Genomic DNA, 21,567 nt, shown 5'->3' with positions numbered 1-21,567 from the left:
CGCCTGCCTACATGCCCGCTTTTACCAATACTGGTTTTTCCTGATACCGATCCGGATACAGTTGCTTCAACTGCGCCACTTTCGGCAGGTCATTGATCACGATGTAGGGGTACGTCGGGTGCTCGGTCAGGAAGTCCTGATGCTCCTCCTCCGCCGGGTAGAAGCCGTTGTAGCTTTCCAGCTTGGTGACAATCGGTTTGTTGAATGAATGAGCAGCGTCGAGCTGGGTGATGTAGGCCTGGGCGACGCGTTGCTGTTCGGTGTTTTTCGGGAATAGCGCCGACCGATACTGGGTGCCTCTGTCCGGGCCCTGACGGTTGAGTTCGGTGGGGTTGTGAGCCACCGAAAAATAGATCTGCAACAGGGTTCCGTAACTGACCTGAGCGGGATCGAAGGTCACTTCGACAGCCTCCGCATGGCCGGTATCCCCCTCGCTGACCCGCTCGTACTGAGCGGTATTGGCTGCGCCACCGGCATAACCGGAAACCGCATTTTTCACCCCTTTGACATGCTGAAACACGCCTTGGACGCCCCAGAAGCAACCGCCGGCAAAAACCGCCGTTTCGCTGTGCGCCTGGGTGGTTTCGTCAAGCGTCGGCGCCGGGATGATGACCGCCTCTTCGGCGCCCGTGAACGAGAACGCAGAGCACTGACCGATAACGGTGGCGGCGGCCAAACCCAGAATTGTGCGACGCCAGTTGAATGGGTTTTTCATGGGCTGTCTCCTGAATGAATGGGGGCTGTCAACCAAACGTAAACGCATACGCCGACACACCCTGATCGAGAAACTCGATGCTGAACGTCCGGTCCTTTACGCCTGAGGTCTGGCGTACCAGTTGATACAACCGCTGCTCGGTGACGCTGCCGCTGCCATCAGGCGCGACGTCGATACCGTGGGCATCACCTGGGGGCTTGCCGTCGATCAACACTTTGAAACGCACCGGTTTGCCGTCAGCACCGGGGCCCAACACCAAGTGCAAATCGCGAGCGTGAAACCGATAGACGATACGACTGGCCGCAGCGTTTGAAACGGCCCGCTCCGGACCGACAGCCCATTGACCGTCGAGGCTCCAGTCATTGAGGGCCAGTTGTGACGGTGGCTTATAGGCAGTCGCCTTGTCCGGCACCAGGCTGGTTTCAGAGGCGAAATGCTCCATCCGCCGGTAGCCGACATAGGTTTCGGGGGATTGCACTTCATTCATGTCCGGGGCGAGTTGAACACCCTGGGCGTTGGCATTGATCAGCCCCTGCGCGACTTTCGCGGCCCCCGCCTCACGCAACAGTTGCTGAATCACTTGCTCGGATTCGGCGTACTTGCCTTCACCAAAATGGTGATAACGAATGCGTCCCTGAGCATCGGCAAAGTAATGGGCCGGCCAGTATTCGTTGTTGAAAGCACGCCAGATCTTATAGTCATTATCAATGGCCACTGGGTAGGTGATGCCCAGGTCCTTCATGGCTTTGGTGACATTGCCCACATCCCGTTCGAAGGCAAACTCGGGCGCATGGACACCGACCACCACCAAGCCCTGATCGCGATACTTCTCGGCCCAGGCCTTCACATACGGCAGGGTACGCAGGCAGTTGATGCAGGAGTAAGTCCAGAAATCCACCAGCACAACCTTGCCCTTCAAGGCCTGGGTGGTGAGTGGGGGCGAGTTGAGCCATTGCACGGCACCATCCAGGGATGGAAGGCTGCCCTCAATCGGCAGCGCGCTCGGCGCCTTCGCGGTCACTTTCATCGCATCGCCAGCGGCCATGCTGCCAGCGGGTTGATCGCCGGCCCGTGGAATCTGCGCCATCATTGTCCCGCTGTTGGCCGGTGTCTTACTGGCCAATCGGTTAACCAGCACCTGCTCGATGCCGCCGGTGGACGCCGTCGAAACCCGCGCCAGAATCCCGGTATCCAGCCCAAGGGCAATCGCCACCACACCGACCAGCATCGCGCCGCCCAGGCCACGACGTAGCCACTCGCCAGCGCCTATCGAGCGCTTCATTGCGGCGAAGACTTTACCGCCCAGCAGCAGTGCCGCGGCGAGAGAAGTGGCGGCACCGGCCGCGTAAGCCAATAGCAACAGGGTGGTCGCGATGCTTGCCCCTTGCAGCGCCGCACCGGTCAGCAGCAAACCCAGAATCGGCCCGGCGCAGGGTGCCCAGAGCAGGCCCGTGGCGACGCCGATCAGGAATGAAGCGCCGGGACGCGGACGGGAATCTACGCCCGCGGCTTCCGACAGCCGACCGCCGGCCGCCACCAGTGGACGCGTCAGGCGTTCGGCCAGCCGCGGCAGCAACAGCGTCAGCCCGAACAGTGCCACGAACAGCAACGCGAGCCAGCGACCGTACTGATTGACTTGCACCACCCAACCGCCGCCCACCGCCGCCAACGAGGCGACGAGCGCGAAGGTCAGTGCCATCCCCGTCAGCAGCGGCAAGCCACTTTTCATAAACGGCTGCCCGGTGCGAGCGAAGACAAAGGGCAATACCGGCAGAATGCACGGGCTGACAATCGTCAGCACACCACCGAGATAAGCGAGGGCCAGAAGCCACATAACGTCGACCTGCATGAAGTGAGTGAAAGGAAGTGCCCATGGATCACGCCTGTGGCTTGAAGGTCAGCGCCTGGCCGTTCATGCAGTAACGCAGACCGGTGGGCTTTGGCCCATCCTCGAAGACATGCCCCAGATGACCGCCGCAACGACGACAGTGCACCTCTTCGCGCAATACACCGAAGGAGCGGTCCTGTCGGGTGGCCACCGCGTTGTCCAGGGGCGCCCAGAAACTCGGCCAGCCAGTACGACTGTCGAACTTGGTGTCGGAAGAAAACAACGACAGATCACAACCGGCGCAGGCAAAAACGCCCTTGCGGTGCTCGTTGTTCAGCGGGCTGCTGTAGGCCCGTTCGGTGCCCTCTTCGCGCAGTATTTCGTACTGCTCGGCGCTGAGCCGGGCGCGCCATTCGCTGTCGCTGTGGGTCACCTCGAAAACCTCCTGCGCGCGGGCTTCATCGACCAGCGCAATGCTTGTGGAAAATTTTGGCAATACACCGATCACCAGGGCTGCAGCCCCCAGCCCGCCGCTCGCTACCAGAAACTGTCGCCGTGAAAACATGGCCTTCTCCAAAATTCCAGGTGCCTTGCATGGAACACAGCCTAGGCTTGAGTTGATCGCCAAATCCTCACGAGGAGTTAAATAATTCGTGATAACTCAACCTCAGGAAAACCCGCACAATGTGTTCATTGCGTCACAAAGGATTGAGCTCCATGGAACAGACCAAACGCGTCCTGGTGGTCGAGGACGACCTGCACATCGCCGACCTTATCTGCCTGCATCTGCGCGATGAGCAGTTCGAGGTAGTGCACTGCGCCGACGGCGACGAGGGCATGCGTCTGTTGCAGCAAGGAAGCTGGGACGCACTGATCCTCGACCTGATGCTGCCCGGCGTCGATGGCCTGGAAATCTGCCGCCGCGCCCGGGCCATGGCCCGCTACACACCGATCATCATCACCAGTGCGCGCTCCAGCGAAGTGCATCGGATTCTGGGACTGGAGCTGGGCGCCGACGATTACCTGGCCAAACCCTTTTCCATGCTCGAGCTGGTGGCACGGGTCAAGGCACTGCTGCGACGGGTCGACGCCATGGCCCGCAATCTGAAAATGGATGCAGGCAGTCTGATCAGCGATGGCCTGTCCATCGACCCGATCACCCGTGAAGTCTCCCTCGACGGCCGGCGTCTTGACCTCACGCCACGGGAATTCGACCTGCTGTACTTCTTTGTCCGTCAGCCTGGCAAAGTCTTCTCGCGCATGGACCTGCTCAATGCGGTGTGGGGCTACAGCCACGAAGGCTACGAACACACGGTCAACACTCATATCAACCGCCTGCGGGCAAAGATCGAGGCCGATCCGGCACAACCGGCGCGCATCCTCACGGTGTGGGGCCGTGGCTACAAATTCGCAGCAAGCGGAGAGCAGCCATGAGGTTGACCCTGACCCAACGCCTGTCCCTGGTGTTCGCCGTGCTGTTGCTGGTGTGCAGCGGCACCTCGGTATGGATGCAGGTACGCTCCAACCAGATGCATGAGCTGGAAGTGGTGCAAGGCTTGTCGCGGGATCTGGCGCAACACATCGCCCACGACACCGTGCTGATGGACCGCAATGGCCCGATGCCCAATGCCGTGCGCGAACTGTTCAGCCAGCTGATGCTGGTCAATCCCAGTGTCGAGGTCTATCTGCTGGATACCGGCGGCCGGATTGTCGGCAGCGCCGCGCCTGAAGGCCGAATACATCGGGAGCAGGTCGATCTGGTGCCAATCCAGCGCTTGCTCAAGGGCGAGGCATTGCCGATTCTCGGCGACGATCCGCGCAGCGTCGATGGTCGCAAGGTGTTCAGCGCCGCGCCTTTGCGGGTCAACGGTCAGCCGGCCGGTTATTTGTATGTGGTGTTGCTCAGCGAAGCGCACGACCGCTTCGCCGAGCGCGGAGCCACCAGCGCGGCGCTCAATACCGCGTTGTTGTCCATCGGACTGGTGGCGTTGCTGTGCCTGATTGCCGGCCTCACGGCATTCGCCCTGATCACCCGGCCATTGCGTCGCTTGACCGAGAAAGTCAGTCAGTTCGATATCAACGGCGTTCCAACCGCTTCGCCGGAACCTGAGCCGGAGCCGGAGCCGATGGAAAAGGCCGCCAGCCACGATGAAATAGCTGTACTCGACGCGGCCTTTCGGCAGATGCAAGCGCGCCTCGGTGAACAATGGCGCTCGCTGACCCGTCAGGATCAGGAGCGTCGCGAACTGGTGGCCAACATCTCCCACGACCTGCGCACACCGCTGGCTTCGCTGCACGGTTACCTGGAAACCCTGTCGCTCAAGGACGCCACCTTGTCCCCCGCCGATCGCCGTCGCTATCTGGGAATCGCCCTGGATCAAAGCCGCAAGGTCGGCGGCCTGGCGCAATCGTTGCTGGAACTGGTGCGGCTGGAACACGGTTTCGTGCAACCGGTGCTGGAGCGTTTCTCCCTGACTGATCTGGTGCAGGACATTTTTCAGAAGTTCGAACTCAGCGCCGAAGCGCGCCAGATTGAACTCAAGGCCACCTTCGCCCCCAACGTCGCCGTGGCCTGCGCCGACCTGGGGCTGATCGAGCGGGTGCTGACCAATTTGTTCGATAACGCCCTGCGCCACACGCCCCAAGGGGGAGAAATCGAACTCAGCCTCCGCCCCCAAGGGGCTTTTATCGAAGTGACCGTCAGCGACACCGGCCCCGGCATCGCCCCCCAACTGCGTGAAGGTCTGTTCCTGCGGCCATTCAACATTGGCGGCGCACGGCGCGATGGCGGGCTGGGGCTGCGGATCGTGCACCGGATCCTGCAATTGCACGGTCGCGAGATCGAGCTGATTGATGTGCCGGGACGCGGCGCGACTTTTCGCTTCTCCTTGCCGGTGGATGAGCACACGGCGGAGCAATGGATGACTCGTTCGATGAATATGAATTCGACGGGGAAATAGTCGATAGCCTCGGCCATGGCAGCAGCTATTATCCGGACTCTTCATTCCCGGCACGGACGCTACGTAATGCTCAACACCCTGCAAAACACCCCGCTATGGGTTTATGCGATCTTTCTGCTGCTCTGTTACTACGGCGTCAAAGCCTTATCCCCCACCCATGAAAACAAAACGTCGTTGCTTGTCACTCCACCGCTTTTGCTCGGCTGGTCGCTGTACTCGCTGAACCTGACGCTGAGCCCTCAAATATCGATTGGCTGCTGGTTGGCCGCCGTCATTCTGGGCAGCCTCGCGGCACTGGTTGTATTTGCGCGCAAAGGTATTGAGCTGGATGATCCGGAAACCGGGCTGATCGTGCCGGGCACGGTTAAAACACCGGTGCTCTACCTGCTGTTTTTTGCCGTGAACTATTACTTCGGCTATCAGGATGAGGTGCATCCGGAGTTCGCCGTCACTGTTGAGATGTTGCTGCTCAAGGCCACGGCGTCAGGTTTTGTCTGCGGATTGATCAGCGGGCGGGCGCTGAAACTTTATCGGGTGCTGCTGACACTCCAGGCAAAACGCCCGCAGATGTCAGCCGGTTAAAAGCGCTCTCACCAAAAATACTGACCAGCCACCTGTTCATCCGTGACAACGCAGCGTGGGTCCAATAGATTAGGCGGCCTGAAAAAGCCCTGTGCTTTCTCGCCTCTATCCAAGTTAAAGAAGTAGTGAAATTTCAATGTCCGATTCCAATACCGCTGAATCCGTAGTCACCTTGTCGTCCAAAGCGGAATACGAAAACTCCATCAATCTTTCACAACACGTGCCTCAGGCCAAGACCATCAGCGAGATGGTTCTGGACGCTTTTCAATCCACCCGGGAAAGCGACCAGATCCGCGAACTGCGCGCCGCGATTCGCCAGGCTCACGACAGCTTCGATGACGATAAAGCCTACGAATTGATGGGCGAACTCAAGCAATTGAAAGACGCCGAAGCGGCCGATATTGCCGCCCTGGAAGACCTGAGCAGCAAATTCCCGATCAGCCGCATTCTGTCCAGCTTCAAGGACGACCCGGCGTTCCAGGAAATCGTTTATGGCCTGGCGCTGAAAGTGCTGAACCAGACTCACCAAGCCATCAGCAACCCGAGCAGCGGCAAGAGCAAAGCGGCTCGCGCCAAAAAAGAAGTCGAAGTGTTCACCATCAGCAAGGACGGCATCAGCGTCACCCTGCCCCTGCGCACCCCGCGCTCGCGCCTGAACGTTGACCGTGAAGCGCTGGAATTCCTGGGCTTCACTTTCGTCGGCGAAGGTGAAGAAGCGGAGCTGGAAAGCGAGACGTTCCTGGACAATGCCGGGGCCGAACAACCGGTCAACCGAAAAAACATCATCACCGCGCTGCAGCAGCAGACCGCGTTCGACGGTTACAGCATCGCCGCGCAGTAACGCTAAACGCTGCACACAAAAATCCCCGCCATCGAGCGGGGATTTTTATTGCCTGCGCGCACGAGATTGGCACTCGGCTCAGGTGCTGCACGCCATCTCAAACCGCCCACAAAAACGGTTTAGCCCTGATGAAATCTTGTAGTTTCCATAAAGAGAAAACGATCAGACAAAGACCACTAGACCAATTCAATAGGCGAGTGCTTTTCCTTCCAGACAATGCCCTTCCAATAACATCGCCCCCCATTACGTACACCATCTGGCAGGCGAGACTGCCGACGAAAAAACCAGCGAGCGAAAGAGGCACGTTAACAGTCGCTTCGTCTGAGTGATTAGCGATGACATAAGAGGTGATTGCCACAATGGTCAACGGATTGCTCAGCGTTAACGCAAACACAGAGAAAAAGCCTGATTGGCGTGTGATGCTCATTGTCGAATCAGAGGACGCAGTGATCCTTATACCCAAATAGAAGAGATAGGCTATTGAGACAACTGTCAGAAGATCCAGATAGCCCAATACAAAGGTTTTGATCAGCGCTACCCCCATCAACGCGACTGCGGCATACAGAGCATCCGCCAGGGCTGCTCCGAACGCACCTGGTACGGCGCTCAATCGTCCATGCAAGATGGACTGCCTCAATATAATCAAGGCAATCGGCCCAAAGGTGATCGACAACACGATTGAAAATAATAGAGATCGCTGAAAATCCTGCACGTCCTTGCCCTCTGATTCCATTTCCCTTCACGATACTAATCCTGACCCGAGATGGTCATTCATCCCTGCCCGGCCCAGCTGAACCGTAGCGAGCAAAGCAGGTGCTGGCATTAGGAGACTTCCTAAATGCCATACTCCGTTTTCCTAAACAATCTGATCCTTCGCACAACCAAGAGTTATGCAAAAGGGGCTCGAGTTCAGAACCACCTGAATCGCCCCCAACAAAAAGCCCCGCCATTCTCTCGAAAGGCGGGGCTTTTCTTTACAGCATCCGACGCTTAAGGCGCGTACGTCAGCAGCAACTCGCTCGGCACTTTGAAGTCCAGGGACATCATCACGCTCAACGCAGTAATGGTGAAGATCGAGAACACGAACAGCTTGCGTGCCCAGACCGTGTCATCCACTGCCTTGTAGCCCGTCCAGGCCATGTACAGCCAGTACATGCCCATGGCCGCGGCGACGGCGAGGTAGCTCATGCCGGCGTAGCCGCTGAAGGTCAGCATCAAGGTCGCCACGAGGAAGGCCAGGATGTAGAGCAGGATGTGTTTCTTGGCCACTTCAATGCCGCGCTTCACTGGCAACACCGGAATCGATGCGGCCAGGTAATCGTTGAAGCGGAAGATTGCGATGGCATAGGAATGCGGCATCTGCCACAGGCTGAACATCACCAGCAACGTCAGTGCGGCCATGTCGAAGTTATTGCTGACGGCGACGTAACCGATCACCGGCGGCATCGCCCCCGACAGACTCCCCACCAGCGTGCCGTGAACCGACTTGCGCTTGAGGTACAGGCTGTAGAAGCCGACGTAGATGACAAAACCGATCACCGCGAACAACGCGGCCAACGGGTTGGCCACCTTGTACAACAGTGCAACGCCGAGAACACCAAGGACGGTCGCATAAGCCAGGGCCAGTTTCAGGGAGATCAAGCCCTGGACCAGCACCCGGTTCTTGGTGCGTTCCATCTTCAGGTCGATGTCGCGGTCGATGCAGTTGTTGAACACGCAACCGGAGGCTACAACCAGGGAGGTGCCGATCATCGCGGCCAGGAAGATGGCCAGATCGACATGCCCTTTGGAGGCCAGGAAAAATCCGCCTGCCACTGAAAGCACGTTACCGAAAATGATCCCCGGTTTGGTGATTTGGATAAAGTGCTTCAAGGACATCCGGACTTACCTCAGTGCGCCATCATGTTGGTGTGGATGCTGAACATGATCCACAGCGACAGGCCTACCAACAGGACGATTACGATCGCGGCGAAAACAAACGCAATCACGTTGTTACGCTGCGCTGCCGAACGGTCCAGGTGGAGGAAGTACACCAGGTGCACCAGCACCTGGATGACTGCGAAGGCCAGTACGATCCACAGGGTCAGGGCTTTTGGCAGCGACGGGTACATCACCAGGCCAAAAGGAATGACGGTCAGGATCACCGACAGAATGAAACCGATAGCGTAGGACTTGACGCTGCCGTGGCCGGCGTCGTGGCTATCGTGGGAATGAGCGTTAGCCATTTACATAGTCCCCATCAGATAAACAACGGTGAATACGCAGATCCACACCACGTCCAGGAAGTGCCAGAACAGGCTCAGGCAGCTCAGACGGGTCTTGTTGGTCGCCGTCAGGCCGTTTTTCTGCACCTGATACATCATGATCGCCATCCAGATCAGACCGCTGGTCACGTGCAGACCGTGGGTGCCGACCAGGGTGAAGAACCCGGACAGGAAGCCGCTGCGGCTAGGACCGAAGCCCTCGGAGATCAACATGTGGAACTCGTTGACTTCCATGCCGATGAAGCCGGCGCCGAACAGGAAGGTCAGGGCCAGCCAGCCCAGGACCTGGTTCTTCTTGCCCTTGAACAACGCCAGCATGGCGAAGCCGTAGGTGATCGAACTGAACAGCAGCAGAGCGGTTTCGCCCAGTACGTATGGCAGCTCGAAGATGTCGTGGCCCGACGGGCCACCCGCTACGTTGTTAACCAGTACCGCGTACGCCGCGAAGATCGACGCAAACAGAATGCAGTCGGTCATCAGGTAGAGCCAGAAACCGAATACGGTCATCTCGCCCGAGTCGTGGTGATGGTCATCATGCCCATGTCCATCGACATGGGTGTGTCCAGCATTGGTCACTAAGTTCGACATGGTTTAAGCCTGTTCCAACGAGGTTTCAACACGGGTGGTGGTGGCTGGAATTTTCCCGGCCGCTACCAGACGCTTGTGCTGCTCGGCTTCGATGCGCTCGATCACGTCGACCGGCACCATATAGCCTTGATCATCACGTGCAGCGTGGATCACGAAGTAGCCCACGGTGCCAACCAGACCAACGATGGCCAACCACCAGATGTGCCAGATCATCGCGAAACCGAACACGGTCAACAGAGCACCCATGACCAGACCGGTCGCGGTGTTGTTTGGCATGTGGATCGGCTCGTACTTGGCCGGAGCCTTGTACGCGGTGCCGTTTTCCTTGGCTTCGGTGAACGGGTCGATGCCTTCTGCTTTTGGCAACACGGCAAAGTTGTAGAACGGTGGTGGCGAGGAAGTCGACCATTCCAGGGTGTGGGCATTCCATGGGTCGCCGTGCTCGCACATGTTCTGCGGCAGCTTGCGGTCACGAATACTCACGTACAGCTGGATCAGCTGGCAGGCGATACCCGCAGCGATCATCACCGCACCGAACATGGCAACGTACAGGTACGGTACCCACTCAGGGTTGGTGGTGGCGTTCAGACGACGGGTCATGCCCATGAAGCCCAATACATAGAGCGGCATGAACGCGACGAAGAAGCCGGAGATCCAGAACCAGAACGCTGCCTTGCCCCAACCTTCGTGCAGCTTGAAGCCGAACGCTTTCGGGAAGTAGAAGCCGAAACCTGCGATGTAACCGAATACCGCGCCGCCGATGATCACGTTATGGAAGTGCGCGATCACGAACAGGCTGTTGTGCAGTACGAAGTCAGCACCCGGGATAGCCAGCAGTACGCCGGTCATGCCGCCGATAGCGAAGGTCACCATGAAGCCCAGGGTCCACAGAACCTGGCTGGTGAAACGCAGACGGCCTTGATAAATGGTGAACAGCCAGTTGAATAGCTTCACACCCGTCGGGATCGAAATCAGCATCGTCGCCAGACCGAAGAAGGCGTTGACGCTGGCACCCGAACCCATGGTGAAGAAGTGGTGCAGCCAAACCATGAAGCCCAGGATCGAGATCGCGCCGCTGGCGTAGACCATCGAGTGGTGGCCGAACAGGCGCTTGCCGGTGAAGGTCGAGATGACTTCGGAGAAGATCCCGAACGCCGGCAGAATCAGGATGTAAACCTCGGGGTGACCCCAAGCCCAGAACAGGTTGACGTACATCATCGGATTGCCACCAAGTTCATTGGTGAAAATGTGGAAATCCATGTAACGGTCAAGCGTCAGCAAAGCCAGGGTAGCGGTCAGGATCGGGAACGAAGCCACGATCAGGACGTTGGCCCAGGTGCAGGTCCAGGTGAAGATCGGCATGTCCATCAGCTTCATGCCAGGGGTACGCATTTTCAGCACGGTGGCCAGGAAGTTGACCCCCGTCAGCGTCGTACCTAACCCGGATAGCTGCAGCGCCCAGATGTAGTAATCCATCCCCACGCCCGGGCTGTATTGCAGGCCCGACAGCGGCGGATAGGCAACCCAACCGGTCTTGGCGAATTCGCCAACGCCCAGGGACAGGTTGATCAGCACCACGCCGGAAACCAGCAGCCAGAAGCTCAGGGAGTTCAGGAACGGGTAGGCAACGTCACGCGCGCCGATCTGCAGCGGCACTGCAAGGTTCATCAGGCCGGTGAAGAATGGCATCGCCATGAAGATGATCATGATCACACCGTGAGCGGTGAAGATCTGGTCATAGTGTTCAGGTGGCAGGTAGCCAGGCGAACCCTCGGTGGCCATGGCCAGCTGGGTACGCATCATGATGGCGTCGGCAAAACCACGCAGCAGCATGACCATGGCGACGACGATGTACATCACGCCGATTTTCTTGTGGTCGACCGAGGTCAACCACTCGGTCCACAAATAAGTCCACTTCTTGAAGTAGGTGATTGCAGCGAACAGTGCCAGACCACCGAGCGCGATCATGGCGATGGTCACCATCACGATCGGTTCGTGGAACGGGACCGCTTCCCAACTTAATTTACCAAACATCGTTTACTCCTCTGCCCCGGCAGCTGAATGCGAACTCATGTCCATCCCTTCCATGGCGGCCACTTCGTGCTCTTTCTTCTCGTGGTGCATTGGCTTGCCCGGTTTCATACCTTCGTACTTGTCGACGATGATCTGGAACAGGTTCGGCGTGACCGAGGAGTAAAGCTCGACTGGGTTGTTCTGGCTCTGCTTGGACAGGGCTGCGTATTCAGCTTGTTCAAGCTGTTTAGGTGCCTTTTTGACTTCGCTTACCCAGGCGTCGAAATCTTCCTGAGAAGTGGCGATAGCTTTGAATTTCATGCCGGTGAAACCCGCGCCGCTGTAGTTGGCGGAGATACCGTCCATTTCAGCGTTCTGGTTGGCGATCAGGTGCAGTTTGGTCTGCATGCCCGCCATCGCGTAGATCTGACCGCCCAGAGCAGGGATGAAGAACGAGTTCATCACGGCGTCGGAAGTGATCTTGAAGTTGATCGGGGTGTGCGCCGGGAACACGATCTTGTTGACCGTGGCGATGCCTTGTTCCGGGTAGATGAACAGCCACTTCCAGTCCAGCGCGACCACTTCAATGGTGATTGGCTTGACGTCGGATTCCAGCGGCTTGTAAGGGTCCAGTGCGTGGGTCGACTTGTAGGTGACGTAACCCAGGGCAATGATGATCAGTACCGGAATAGTCCACACCGCGATTTCGATCTTGGTGGAGTGGGACCATTTTGGCGTGTAGACGGCGTCCTGGTTGGAAGCGCGGTATTTCCAGGCGAACAGGAACGTCATGACGATGACCGGCACGACGACCAACAGCATCAGCAGCGTTGCGGTGATGATCAGGTTTCGCTCATCCAGGCCGACCTGGCCCTTGGGATCGAGCAAGGTCATGTTGCAGCCTCCCAGCAACAACGTGCCGAGCAGCGGCAATAAGCCTAGTAGTCTGGGGTACCTGTTTTTACTCATCTCACGACCTCTAAAGCAGCTTGCGCAATGCAGTTGGGTTTTGATCGCCAACACTTCACCCTGCCAAGGGTTGGCATTTTTCTTGGATTGAATAAGGGCCTGCCCGTCGCGCGTCAGACGCGGTTCGACAATTGCTGGGCCTGCGGTGTGTTCTTATTCGAATTCGTGGTCAAGGGCCTTGTTACAGACCAATTCCATTTGGTGCGGATCGTCGGAAGGCACCGACAATGGGGAGTCGCATGAAGCCATCAGGCTTCTCGACGCCCTGTTCTACTCATAAGCCTGAGTCAGGATGAGCAGTGCCGGGAATTCAGTGCGGGCGATTGTAGATATGTAGCGATTCATAAACCATGTCTCATCCCGAAATAATTTTTATCCGTTCCAGCAACAATCATTCACGGTTTTTGCAAAAGTGGGCCATGGTATCGAAATTAATTCTCAACAAAAACACCAAAAAATGTAGGTGTACCGCGCGAAGTTCAGACAGCTTCCTGGGCTCTGCGCTCGCCTCAGACCCTGCTCTACCCCCTATGTGACAAGGGCTTTGGCAATTCGCCAGCCCCTGTTAAAACTGCCTGTTTCGGCTGATTGGCACTGAAAGCGGTAGTGGCTTACAGAGCCTGTTTTAGGTACCTGAAGGTGTCCCGATTCCATGTCTTGAAATGACTTGCGACACTCGAGCTGTGACAACATGTCGCACACATGCCGCATCCATAATTGTCGCGCATCAAGGTCTTTTCATTTGAGCTTTGAACATGCAAAACGCCCCGGCCTCTCAACGAGGACCGGGGCGTTTTTTGTTTCCTGCAACGGTGTGGCGGATGGCCTCAGCGCAGCGCTTTGCGGTTACGCCAAGTGAGCAGCGGCACCAGCACCACGACCAGCACGAACGCCGTCAGCGCCCACTGTGCCAGGGACAAACCAAGGATCGGCGGGTACGGCGTGGAGCAGAAACCGTCGACCTGGAAGCCCAGCGGGAAGATCTTCGCCAGCGGCAGGCCGTCGACGATCGGTTGCAGCACATCGATGCCGCAGCTGACTTCCGGGTACAGCTGGGTATAGACGTGATGCCCGGCCACCCCGACGCCTGCGATGGCGCTGATCACCACCAACGCCTCGAACAGCGTGATGCTGCGGCGGGTGCGCATCGCCGCGCCGATAAACGCGAAGAGCGCGATCAGCAACAATGCGTAGCGCTGCAAGATGCACAGCGGGCACGGCGCCTCGCCCAGCACCACTTGCATGTACAGCGCGCCACCGATCAGCGCCAGGCAGATGATGCCCAGCAACACCAGATAGCGCCGTTCACGTCCCAACCGCATTGTTTCCTCGCTCATCGCGTTTCCCTTCTGTGTCCGTGGATCAGCTCGCCGGCGGCTGCGCTTGCAGCTGCTGCATCAGGCTGATGTTGTCTTCGATATGCCAATTGGCCGCGATGCGACCGTTGTCGATCTGATAGATATCGGTTGCCCGGAAGTCTACACGCTGCCCCTGACCTTTGAGAGCCTTGAACGGGCCGGTGAAGTGCCCGCGAAAGTGCAAATGCACCACCACCCGATCACCGGCAATGATCATTTGTTCGATCTCGCAGCTCAGGTCCGGCACCGCCGTGCGAAAGAACTTCGACGCCAGCAGCGGCCCGGTCGGCCCCTGAACCCGGCCTTCGGGCGGGGTCTTGTCGACGAACTGCTCTGACAACGCAGCCTTGGCCAACGCCTCCTCCCCGGTGTTCCAGAAGCTGCCATAACGCCGGGCGGCCAATTCCATGGCATCGCGCTGCGCCTTGGGCAGACTCTGATCGACGATCAGGGATTGCGGCTGGAGCAAGGCCGGCTCGGCGCAAGCAAAGGGGCTCGCCAACAGCGTAGCGGTCAGGCCGAGGCCGGCCAGGGTTGAACGGCGGGAGAAAGTGATGCGAGTCATGGGGCGATCCTGATCATGTAAACGAACGAGCGCCTATCATCAGCATCGGGGAATAAACGATAAACCGGTTAAGAACGGATTAACCTTTAAGCGTTTTTTACGAATTAAGATCGTGGTGGTGCTATCGCGGGCTTGCCCGCGATGAAGGCGACTCGGTCTCCCGAGTCGCCGCAACCGCTTACTCCAACGCCGCAGCCGGCCCGAAGAACTCGTAGCGGCTTTGCTTCTCCGGCACACCCAGGGCCTTGAGGTGACGCTTGATCGCTGCCATGAAGCCTTTAGGCCCCAGGAAGTAAGCATCTACATCGCGCTGCTGCGGCAACCACTCGCCGAGTTGCTCCTGGCTCAGCAGGCCAATCTTGTCCGCCGCCGGGCTGACGCCATCGTCTTCGGCGTAGCAATAGAAACGCTTGAGCTGCGGATGACGCTCGGCCAGCCCGTCGATCCAGTCGCGGAAGGCGTGCACGCTGCCGTTGCGCGCGCAGTGGATAAAATGCACCGGCCGCTCGGTCGCCAGCGCCGCTTCGAGCATTGCCAGCGTCGGGGTGATGCCGACGCCGCCACTGATCAGCACCAGCGGTTTGTCGCTGGCGGTCAGAGTGAAATCGCCCGCTGGCGGAAACAGCATGATGCTCGCGCCGACGTGCAATTGATCGTGCAAATGGTTGGAGGCGCGGCCACCGGTTTCGCGCTTGACGCTGATGCGGTACTGGCCCTTGTTCGCCAGCGCCGACAGCGAATAGTTACGCCGGATTTCCTCACCATCGAGGATCAGTTTCATGCCGATGTACTGGCCGGGCTCGGCCGCGAGAATCGGCCCTTTATCCGCCGGTTCGAAGTAGAACGAAGTGATTTCCGAACTTTCCTCAACCTTGGCCGCCACGATGAATTCCCGCGCGCCGCGCCAGCCCCCCGGTGCCTGGGCTTTCTGGTCGTAGATACTGGCTTCGGCACCGATCAGGATTTCGGCCAGTTGGTTGTAGGCCGCGCCCCAGGCGCTCATCACTTCAGGCGTGGCAATTTCGTCGCCCAGTACTTCAGAGATTGCCCGCAACAGGCAGCTGCCCACGATCGGGTAATGTTCCGGGAGGATTTGCAGGGCCACGTGCTTGTTGATGATCTTGGCCACCAGGTCGCCCAACTGATCGAGCTGGTCGATGTGCCGCGCGTACATCAGTACACCGTTGGCCAAGGCGCGAGGCTGATCGCCGCTGGCTTGGTGGGCCTGGTTGAACAGCGGGCGGACTTCCGGGTATTCGGAGAGCATCATGCGATAGAAGTGAGTGATCAACGCTTCGCCACCGCTTTCCAGCAGCGGTACGGTGGACTTGACGATGGCACGGTCTTGAACGCTAAGCATAAGAGCAACTCCTGGGCTTTATATGAATACCCTTTGCTTATCAGTTTCCATGCCAACAATTAAAACCTTATAAATCAAACAGTTAAAAACAAAGTAGTCATATCGACACACATCGCTTTATAGTCATAGCGACTACACGGAGTCATTATGACTGCAAAATTACTGCTCACGACCCTGCTGCCCCTGGTCTCCGACCTGTCCCGCGAGCTGCCCGAAGGCGAGCGCTATCGGCGCCTGCTCGAAGCCATGCGCGCCCTGCTCCCTTGCGATGCCGCCGCCCTGCTGCGACTCGACGGCGAATGGCTGGTGCCGCTGGCCGTGGACGGGTTGAGCACCGACACCCTCGGCCGCCGCTTCAAGGTCAGCGAACACCCGCGCTTCGAAGTGCTGCTCAGTAGTCCCGGCCCGACCCGCTTCGCCGCCGACAGCGACTTGCCCGATCCTTATGACGGCCTGGTCGATGGCCTGCACGAGCATTTGGAAGTCCACGACTGCATGGGCTGCCCGCTGTTTATCGACGAGCGCCCGTGGGGCCTGCTGACCCTCGACGCCCTCGACCCTGAGCGCTTCGAGCCAATCGAACTGGATGCCCTGCAAGCCTTCGCCAGCCTCGCCGCCGCCACCGTAAACGCCGCCGAGCGCATCGAACGGCTGGCCAATCGCGTCGAAGACGAACATCAGCGCGCCGAGGTTTACCGCCAGGCCAGCGGCCAGCAGAACCGTGAAATGATCGGCCAGAGCAAGACTTACAAGCGACTGGTGGAAGAGATCAATCTGGTGGGCGGCAGCGATCTCACTGTGTTGATCACCGGGGAAACCGGGGTCGGTAAAGAGCTGGTGGCCCAGGCCATCCACGCCGCGTCGCCCCGGGCCGACAAACCGATCATCAGCCTCAACTGCGCCGCCCTGCCGGACACCCTGGTGGAGAGCGAACTGTTCGGCCATGTGCGTGGCGCCTTCACCGGCGCGATGAACGATCGTCGCGGCAAGTTCGAACTGGCCAATGGCGGCACGTTGTTCCTCGATGAAGTGGGCGAACTGTCGCTGGCGGTGCAGGCCAAATTGCTCAGGGTGCTGCAGAGCGGGCAATTGCAGCGGCTGGGGTCGGACAAGGAACATCAGGTCGACGTGCGGCTGATCGCAGCGACCAACCGCGACCTGGCCGAGGAAGTACGCAGCGGCCGCTACCGCGCCGACTTCTATCATCGCCTGAGCGTTTACCCGCTGCTGGTGCCCGCATTGCGAGATCGCGGTCGGGATGTGCTGTTGCTCAGCGGCTACTTCCTGGAGCAAAACCGCTCACGCATGGGCCTCAACAGCCTGCGCCTGACCAGCGATGCCCAAGCGGCGTTGTTGGGGTATGGTTGGCCGGGGAACGTGCGGGAACTGGAGCACTTGATTGGCCGCAGCGCGTTGAAGGCGCTGGGTAATTGCACACAACGGCCGAAGATTCTCAGCTTGAGCGCGGCGGATCTGGATTTGCCCAATGGCGGCGTTGAACACGCAGCGGAACCCGTGGTTGCTGCGCCGGTAGCTGAATTGGTTTCAGGGGATTTGCGTGAAGCCACCGAGCACTATCAGCGCCAATTGATCAGCGCTTGCCTGGAACGGCATCAGCACAACTGGGCCAGCGCGGCGCGGGAGCTGGGTCTGGATCGGGCGAACCTGGGGCGGATGGCCAAGCGGTTGGGCATGAAATAACGCGGTTATTATGTTGGGCGGTATTTGTGGCGAGGGGGCTTGCCCCCGTTGGAGTGCGAAGCGCTCCCCGCTTTTTCCAGCTAGAGCTTCATCGCTGGTTTCACGACCGCTTCGCGCTCCAACGGGGGCAAGCCCCCTCGCCACAGGTAAGCTCCCTCCCACAGGGTCACCGTTTGGCTGGCAATGGGCATTTCCCCTAAAGCCAGCCCCCAACAAGTCGATAACCCGGCATCGATAGCTGTTGGCGATGCTCATAATCGCCTCACCTTTTCCACAGAAGGTTTTTATGTCTTCCAACAAAGCCCGCGCAGATTCACTTTCGCTTCTGCTGTTTACCTTGCGCAGCGGCAAGCTGATGGCGATCAACCTGCTGAAAGTCAGCGAAATCATCCCCTGCCCGCCGCTGACCAAGCTGCCGGAGTCGCATCCCCACGTCAAAGGCATCGCCACCCTGCGCGGCGCGTCGTTGTCGGTGATCGACCTGAGCCGCGCCATCGGCGAACGACCGCTGGAAGACCCGAACGGTGGCTGTCTGATCGTCACCGACGTCAGCCGCTCCAAGCAGGGCCTGCACGTTCAGGCGGTGAGCAAGATCGTCCACTGCCTGACCACCGACATCCGTCCACCACCCTTCGGCTCTGGCGGCGTGCGCTCGTACATCACCGGCGTGACGTCGGTCGACGGTACGCTGGTGCAGGTGCTGGACATCGAAAAGGTCATCCACGGCATTGCGCCGGCGCAGATCGAAATGGCCCCGACCGAACTGAGCATGGAAGAGGCTGAAGTACTGGGCAATGCACGGATTCTGGTGGTCGATGACAGCCAGGTCGCCCTGCAACAATCGGTGCACACCCTGCGCAACCTCGGCCTGCAATGCCACACCGCCCGCAGCGCCAAGGAAGCCATCGACTGCCTGCTGGACCTGCAAGGCACCGCCCAGCAGATCAACCTGATCGTCTCGGACATCGAAATGTCGGAGATGGACGGCTATGCCTTCACCCGCACCTTGCGCGAAACCCCGGACTTCTCGCACCTCTACGTGTTGCTGCACACCTCGCTGGACAGCGCGATGAACAGCGAGAAGGCTCGACTGGCCGGGGCCAACGGGGTGCTGACCAAGTTCTCCTCGCCAGAACTGACCAAGTGCCTGATCGAGGCGGCCAGGGTCGTCGCCGAACAAGGTCACTGAGTGTTGGCCGAGGAATTTTGTTTTCTGATGCGGCGCAACCTCGCTGAGGATGTGCCGCATTCCACTTGGCCAAATGGCGTTGAGCTGACCGAGTACCGTCCCGAACTTGCCGAAGCCGTTCATCACTTGATGGAACTGGGTTATCGGGATGGCGGCGGCCGCGTACCGGCGCTGGAAGTCTGGCAACAGCGGTTTGAAGCCGATCCTGAATACGATCCGGCCCTGTGCTTCCTCGCTCTGGATGCCGAAGGCATCGTCGGCGTCGCCCAGTGCTGGACCAGTGCCTACATCAAGGATTTGGTGGTGCACCCGCGCGCTCGAGGCCTCGGACTTGGCCGTGCGCTGCTGCTCCATACTTTCAAGGTGTTTGCGCAGCGCCGCGAAGGTTTTGTGGATTTGAAGGTGCGGGAAGACAACCTTCGGGCGCGGGGTTTGTATGAAAGTGCCGGGATGTATGTGGTCCGGCGGGAGCCGGTGCCTGTCTGACACACCGCTTTCGCGAGCAAACCATCAGGCATACTCCGACCTTGACCACTACACGCCAAGGATGCCTGATCATGAAAGCCACCACCCTGACCTTCCTCTGTCTCACCACCCTCGCCGCCCAGGCCCACGCCTCCAGCCCCGATGCCTGGGCCGCCTTCGACAGAGCCGTGCTCGCCAGTTGCACCAAGGCCAGCAGCCTGAAAAACCCCCAACCCGTCGGCAACGCCGCGCAGTTCGATGACCGGGTCGGTTATACCGCGCTCCTGCTGCAAGGCCAGTACCCGCAAAAACACATGAAAGGCCAGCAAGGCACCGAACTGTGCCTCTACAACAAGAAGAGCAAAACCGCCTACGTCACCGAATGGGACTCCATCCGTCCAACCATAAAAGCGCAGTGAATGGCGCATAACTTGCTTTGGCACAGGCCTTTGCGGTGGCTTTTTGTCGCCGTTTCATGCTCTCACAGGTCACTGGCCGTTCAATGAATACACCGTTCTCCTGCGTCGGTTGTGGCAAATGCTGCACCGACCACCATGTTCCCCTGACACTGGCCGAAGCCCGCATGTGGGCGGCCGATGGCGGCCAGGTGATCGTGCTGGTGGAAGCCTTTCTCGCCAATGGCCTGGGCCTGCCAGCACAACAGCGCGAACACGCCGAACGCCGTTCGGCGCTGGTTCGCAGCGGCACCTGCGAAGCGCACGTGGCAATCACCTTCGCCGCCTACAACGTCGGCCCCTGCCGGAATCTTGACGAAGACAACCTCTGCCGCATCTACGAACGCCGCCCGCTGGTGTGCCGCATCTATCCGATGGAAATCAACCCGCACATCCCGCTCAACCCGGCAACAAAGGATTGCCCGCCCGAGTCATGGGAAAAAGGCCCGGATCTGATTGTTGGCGGTGAATTGGTCGATCAGGAATTGGCAGGATTGATCCAGCGCTCCCGCCAAGCGGATCGCGATGAGATTCAGGCCAAGGATGCGATTTGCGCGCGATTGGGGATTCGGACGACAGCGCTGAAAGGCGATGGGTTTACCGCATATCTGCCGGACATGACCGCGTTTGCCATGGTGATCGATCAGGTGGCGCAGCAATCGCAGGCCGGGGCGGATAGTGAATGGCTGTTTCATGTGTCTGGCGATGATATCGCCGGGCAAGTGCTGGCAGCCGGGGCGCAGGTGGTGACTGAAGCGCCGCTGAACTATGCGTTTATTTCGTTGCGGGCGGCCTGAGCCCGAGGGCGTATTGCATTTAATGGCCTCATCGCGAGCAGGCTCGCGATGACGGCAGATCACGCACCGCGCAGGTAAAAACTCAGCGCTTGCCCATCGAACGACGAGTGCCGGGAGGCGCTGCGCCCGGGGTCTTGGTGTGGCCGTTCTTGGCGCCATTCTTGTACCAAGGCTGGCTGGCGCTCTTCGCGCCGGCCAGTTCCCCCGGCTTGAACGGAAACTTGAACGCCGGGATCGCCGCTTTGGTTTCGCTGTCGGCGCTGGAGTCGACGCTGTCGGGCAGGTCTGCCTGGTCGTCGCGCAAAGCGTCGGCAACCGGCGGTTGTGTCGGGGAAGTCATGAAAGCTCCGGGTGATGCTAAAGAGTCGGGCCCGGTAGGCGAGCCGCGAAAGGCGGCAGTATACCTGTGTCGGAGGCCGCAAGCTTCAAGCCGCGAGCGAGTCCGTCGGGTTTTGTGCTGACGGACCTGCCGCCTTCGCGGGCAAGCCTCGCTCAGGTCATGTGTCGATCACATCGAATTCTGTAGGAGCGAGGCTTGCCCGCGAAGAACGATAACGCTGTCCGCGTTGTAGCGCGCCACCCACTTGTAACCAGTTTTGCGACTGATGCTGTGAGCCGCACAGAGTTGACTGAAGTTGAGTCGACCGGACAGATAGTCGGCAATGAACATCACTTTCAGGTCCATAGGTTTCAGCTCTCGCCACGGCATGGTCAGATCCTCGGAATCGACCAGCGCCAGTTAAAAACTGTTACCTATGTGCTTGAACTGTTTTGTTACCTATGTGGGTGAGTCATACCGGCGTGACCTTTTGGTTACTTTTGGGGCGTTTGCCAAAAGTTACCCGCTGTAAGAGCCATCCCTTTCAAGGTCTTAGGTAAAATCTTCTGAAGTTTCTATCAGGGATACCCGAACGATG

22 protein-coding genes and 1 pseudogene are annotated in these 21,567 nt (G+C 59.0%); 9 read left to right on the top strand and 14 right to left on the bottom strand.

What is annotated here, in order from left to right; translation table 11 throughout:
• Positions 1-7: 7 nt before the first annotated feature.
• The 3 genes from msrA to msrB are packed head-to-tail and all read right to left on the bottom strand — an operon-like array spanning position 8 to position 3,108.
• Positions 8-715, bottom strand: a complete 708-nt coding sequence (gene msrA, locus AC1RL4_RS29010) for a peptide-methionine (S)-S-oxide reductase MsrA (RefSeq protein ID WP_019582324.1) — start codon at positions 713-715, stop codon at positions 8-10.
• Between the two features lie 28 nt (positions 716-743).
• A complete protein-coding gene (locus tag AC1RL4_RS29005; protein WP_230175625.1) occupies positions 744-2,549 on the bottom strand; it encodes a cytochrome c biogenesis protein DipZ in 1,806 nt (601 codons plus the stop codon).
• A gap of 43 nt (positions 2,550-2,592) precedes the next feature.
• Positions 2,593-3,108, bottom strand: coding sequence for a peptide-methionine (R)-S-oxide reductase MsrB (gene msrB / locus AC1RL4_RS29000; protein ID WP_019582326.1), 516 nt, complete (start codon positions 3,106-3,108; stop codon positions 2,593-2,595).
• Positions 3,109-3,260: 152 nt separating this feature from the next.
• On the opposite strand from msrB, the gene AC1RL4_RS28995 reads away from it, so the two are divergent.
• The 4 genes from AC1RL4_RS28995 to AC1RL4_RS28980 all read left to right on the top strand — a co-directional run bounded on the left by AC1RL4_RS28995 (position 3,261) and on the right by AC1RL4_RS28980 (position 6,926).
• A complete protein-coding gene (locus AC1RL4_RS28995; protein WP_018930163.1) occupies positions 3,261-3,977 on the top strand; it encodes a response regulator transcription factor in 717 nt (238 codons plus the stop codon).
• Entirely contained in the window at positions 3,974-5,503 is a 1,530-nt protein-coding gene (locus AC1RL4_RS28990) for a sensor histidine kinase (RefSeq protein ID WP_230175626.1), read from the top strand. Before AC1RL4_RS28995 ends, AC1RL4_RS28990 begins: the two co-directional genes overlap by 4 nt.
• A 66-nt stretch (positions 5,504-5,569) precedes the next feature.
• Positions 5,570-6,085, top strand: coding sequence for a hypothetical protein (locus tag AC1RL4_RS28985; RefSeq protein WP_230175627.1), 516 nt, complete (start codon positions 5,570-5,572; stop codon positions 6,083-6,085).
• A gap of 136 nt (positions 6,086-6,221) precedes the next feature.
• On the top strand, positions 6,222-6,926 hold the full coding sequence (locus tag AC1RL4_RS28980; RefSeq protein ID WP_018930160.1) for a hypothetical protein: 705 nt from the start codon (positions 6,222-6,224) through the stop codon (positions 6,924-6,926).
• 97 nt (positions 6,927-7,023) lie between these two features.
• Here the strand turns inward: AC1RL4_RS28980 and AC1RL4_RS28975 are convergent, their stop codons facing one another.
• The 9 genes from AC1RL4_RS28975 to hmpA all read right to left on the bottom strand — a co-directional run bounded on the left by AC1RL4_RS28975 (position 7,024) and on the right by hmpA (position 16,043).
• Positions 7,024-7,659, bottom strand: coding sequence for a LysE family translocator (locus tag AC1RL4_RS28975; RefSeq protein WP_019582328.1), 636 nt, complete (start codon positions 7,657-7,659; stop codon positions 7,024-7,026).
• Between the two features lie 257 nt (positions 7,660-7,916).
• Positions 7,917-8,804: a heme o synthase gene (cyoE, locus tag AC1RL4_RS28970; RefSeq protein WP_019582329.1), complete on the bottom strand. Its 888-nt coding sequence runs from the start codon at positions 8,802-8,804 to the stop codon at positions 7,917-7,919.
• 11 nt (positions 8,805-8,815) lie between these two features.
• Complete coding sequence (gene cyoD, locus AC1RL4_RS28965; protein WP_008025399.1) at positions 8,816-9,151, bottom strand: cytochrome o ubiquinol oxidase subunit IV; 336 nt, start codon at positions 9,149-9,151, stop codon at positions 8,816-8,818.
• Positions 9,152-9,778 carry a cytochrome o ubiquinol oxidase subunit III gene (locus AC1RL4_RS28960; RefSeq protein WP_019582330.1) on the bottom strand — a complete coding sequence of 209 codons (627 nt, stop codon included), beginning with the start codon at positions 9,776-9,778 and terminating at the stop codon, positions 9,152-9,154.
• Between the two features lie 3 nt (positions 9,779-9,781).
• Entirely contained in the window at positions 9,782-11,812 is a 2,031-nt protein-coding gene (gene cyoB, locus AC1RL4_RS28955) for a cytochrome o ubiquinol oxidase subunit I (RefSeq protein ID WP_019582331.1), read from the bottom strand.
• Positions 11,813-11,815: 3 nt separating this feature from the next.
• On the bottom strand, positions 11,816-12,760 hold the full coding sequence (gene cyoA, locus AC1RL4_RS28950) for a ubiquinol oxidase subunit II (protein WP_019582332.1): 945 nt from the start codon (positions 12,758-12,760) through the stop codon (positions 11,816-11,818).
• 827 nt (positions 12,761-13,587) lie between these two features.
• Positions 13,588-14,097, bottom strand: a complete 510-nt coding sequence (locus tag AC1RL4_RS28945) for a disulfide bond formation protein B (protein ID WP_019582334.1) — start codon at positions 14,095-14,097, stop codon at positions 13,588-13,590.
• Between the two features lie 25 nt (positions 14,098-14,122).
• Positions 14,123-14,683: an ester cyclase gene (locus tag AC1RL4_RS28940; RefSeq protein WP_096481059.1), complete on the bottom strand. Its 561-nt coding sequence runs from the start codon at positions 14,681-14,683 to the stop codon at positions 14,123-14,125.
• Between the two features lie 178 nt (positions 14,684-14,861).
• On the bottom strand, positions 14,862-16,043 hold the full coding sequence (hmpA, locus tag AC1RL4_RS28935; RefSeq protein WP_096481061.1) for an NO-inducible flavohemoprotein: 1,182 nt from the start codon (positions 16,041-16,043) through the stop codon (positions 14,862-14,864).
• Between the two features lie 147 nt (positions 16,044-16,190).
• On the opposite strand from hmpA, the gene norR reads away from it, so the two are divergent.
• The 5 genes from norR to AC1RL4_RS28910 all read left to right on the top strand — a co-directional run bounded on the left by norR (position 16,191) and on the right by AC1RL4_RS28910 (position 20,650).
• Positions 16,191-17,744, top strand: coding sequence for a nitric oxide reductase transcriptional regulator NorR (gene norR / locus AC1RL4_RS28930; RefSeq protein ID WP_028939835.1), 1,554 nt, complete (start codon positions 16,191-16,193; stop codon positions 17,742-17,744).
• Between the two features lie 286 nt (positions 17,745-18,030).
• Positions 18,031-18,933: a chemotaxis protein CheV gene (locus tag AC1RL4_RS28925; RefSeq protein WP_018930150.1), complete on the top strand. Its 903-nt coding sequence runs from the start codon at positions 18,031-18,033 to the stop codon at positions 18,931-18,933.
• A 27-nt stretch (positions 18,934-18,960) separates the two neighbouring features.
• Entirely contained in the window at positions 18,961-19,419 is a 459-nt protein-coding gene (locus tag AC1RL4_RS28920; RefSeq protein WP_230175628.1) for a GNAT family N-acetyltransferase, read from the top strand.
• A 71-nt stretch (positions 19,420-19,490) separates the two neighbouring features.
• Positions 19,491-19,817 (top strand): hypothetical protein, encoded by a 327-nt coding sequence (locus tag AC1RL4_RS28915; protein WP_230175629.1) that lies wholly within the window; start codon positions 19,491-19,493, stop codon positions 19,815-19,817.
• An 83-nt stretch (positions 19,818-19,900) separates the two neighbouring features.
• Positions 19,901-20,650, top strand: a complete 750-nt coding sequence (locus tag AC1RL4_RS28910) for a YkgJ family cysteine cluster protein (protein ID WP_096481065.1) — start codon at positions 19,901-19,903, stop codon at positions 20,648-20,650.
• A gap of 82 nt (positions 20,651-20,732) precedes the next feature.
• Here the strand turns inward: AC1RL4_RS28910 and AC1RL4_RS28905 are convergent, their stop codons facing one another.
• Both AC1RL4_RS28905 and AC1RL4_RS28900 read right to left on the bottom strand, forming a co-directional pair.
• Positions 20,733-20,990, bottom strand: a complete 258-nt coding sequence (locus AC1RL4_RS28905) for a hypothetical protein (RefSeq protein WP_019582340.1) — start codon at positions 20,988-20,990, stop codon at positions 20,733-20,735.
• 213 nt (positions 20,991-21,203) lie between these two features.
• Positions 21,204-21,359: pseudogene (locus tag AC1RL4_RS28900) on the bottom strand (helix-turn-helix domain-containing protein); the annotation flags it as partial.
• Between the last annotated feature and the right edge of the window lie 208 nt (positions 21,360-21,567).

The sequence above is a fragment of the Pseudomonas sp. GW822-FHT07A10 genome (assembly GCF_058798795.1).
Note: the sequence above shows the minus strand (reverse complement) of the source record. Positions and strands in the feature narration are given on the sequence as shown.

Coding starts and splice junctions, on each gene's coding strand:
- hmpA (WP_096481061.1), bottom strand. CDS start 16,043: ATGCTTAGCGTTCAAGACCGTGCCATCGTCAAGTCCACCGTACCGCTG.
- AC1RL4_RS28915 (WP_230175629.1), top strand. CDS start 19,491: ATGAAAGCCACCACCCTGACCTTCCTCTGTCTCACCACCCTCGCCGCC.
- AC1RL4_RS28960 (WP_019582330.1), bottom strand. CDS start 9,778: ATGTCGAACTTAGTGACCAATGCTGGACACACCCATGTCGATGGACAT.
- AC1RL4_RS28905 (WP_019582340.1), bottom strand. CDS start 20,990: ATGACTTCCCCGACACAACCGCCGGTTGCCGACGCTTTGCGCGACGAC.
- AC1RL4_RS28990 (WP_230175626.1), top strand. CDS start 3,974: ATGAGGTTGACCCTGACCCAACGCCTGTCCCTGGTGTTCGCCGTGCTG.
- AC1RL4_RS28945 (WP_019582334.1), bottom strand. CDS start 14,097: ATGAGCGAGGAAACAATGCGGTTGGGACGTGAACGGCGCTATCTGGTG.
- cyoE (WP_019582329.1), bottom strand. CDS start 8,804: ATGTCCTTGAAGCACTTTATCCAAATCACCAAACCGGGGATCATTTTC.
- AC1RL4_RS28975 (WP_019582328.1), bottom strand. CDS start 7,659: ATGGAATCAGAGGGCAAGGACGTGCAGGATTTTCAGCGATCTCTATTA.
- cyoB (WP_019582331.1), bottom strand. CDS start 11,812: ATGTTTGGTAAATTAAGTTGGGAAGCGGTCCCGTTCCACGAACCGATC.
- cyoA (WP_019582332.1), bottom strand. CDS start 12,760: ATGAGTAAAAACAGGTACCCCAGACTACTAGGCTTATTGCCGCTGCTC.
- norR (WP_028939835.1), top strand. CDS start 16,191: ATGACTGCAAAATTACTGCTCACGACCCTGCTGCCCCTGGTCTCCGAC.
- AC1RL4_RS29005 (WP_230175625.1), bottom strand. CDS start 2,549: ATGTGGCTTCTGGCCCTCGCTTATCTCGGTGGTGTGCTGACGATTGTC.
- AC1RL4_RS28925 (WP_018930150.1), top strand. CDS start 18,031: ATGTCTTCCAACAAAGCCCGCGCAGATTCACTTTCGCTTCTGCTGTTT.
- AC1RL4_RS28980 (WP_018930160.1), top strand. CDS start 6,222: ATGTCCGATTCCAATACCGCTGAATCCGTAGTCACCTTGTCGTCCAAA.
- AC1RL4_RS28985 (WP_230175627.1), top strand. CDS start 5,570: ATGCTCAACACCCTGCAAAACACCCCGCTATGGGTTTATGCGATCTTT.
- cyoD (WP_008025399.1), bottom strand. CDS start 9,151: ATGGCTAACGCTCATTCCCACGATAGCCACGACGCCGGCCACGGCAGC.
- AC1RL4_RS28995 (WP_018930163.1), top strand. CDS start 3,261: ATGGAACAGACCAAACGCGTCCTGGTGGTCGAGGACGACCTGCACATC.
- AC1RL4_RS28920 (WP_230175628.1), top strand. CDS start 18,961: ATGCGGCGCAACCTCGCTGAGGATGTGCCGCATTCCACTTGGCCAAAT.
- msrB (WP_019582326.1), bottom strand. CDS start 3,108: ATGTTTTCACGGCGACAGTTTCTGGTAGCGAGCGGCGGGCTGGGGGCT.
- AC1RL4_RS28940 (WP_096481059.1), bottom strand. CDS start 14,683: ATGACTCGCATCACTTTCTCCCGCCGTTCAACCCTGGCCGGCCTCGGC.
- AC1RL4_RS28910 (WP_096481065.1), top strand. CDS start 19,901: ATGAATACACCGTTCTCCTGCGTCGGTTGTGGCAAATGCTGCACCGAC.
- msrA (WP_019582324.1), bottom strand. CDS start 715: ATGAAAAACCCATTCAACTGGCGTCGCACAATTCTGGGTTTGGCCGCC.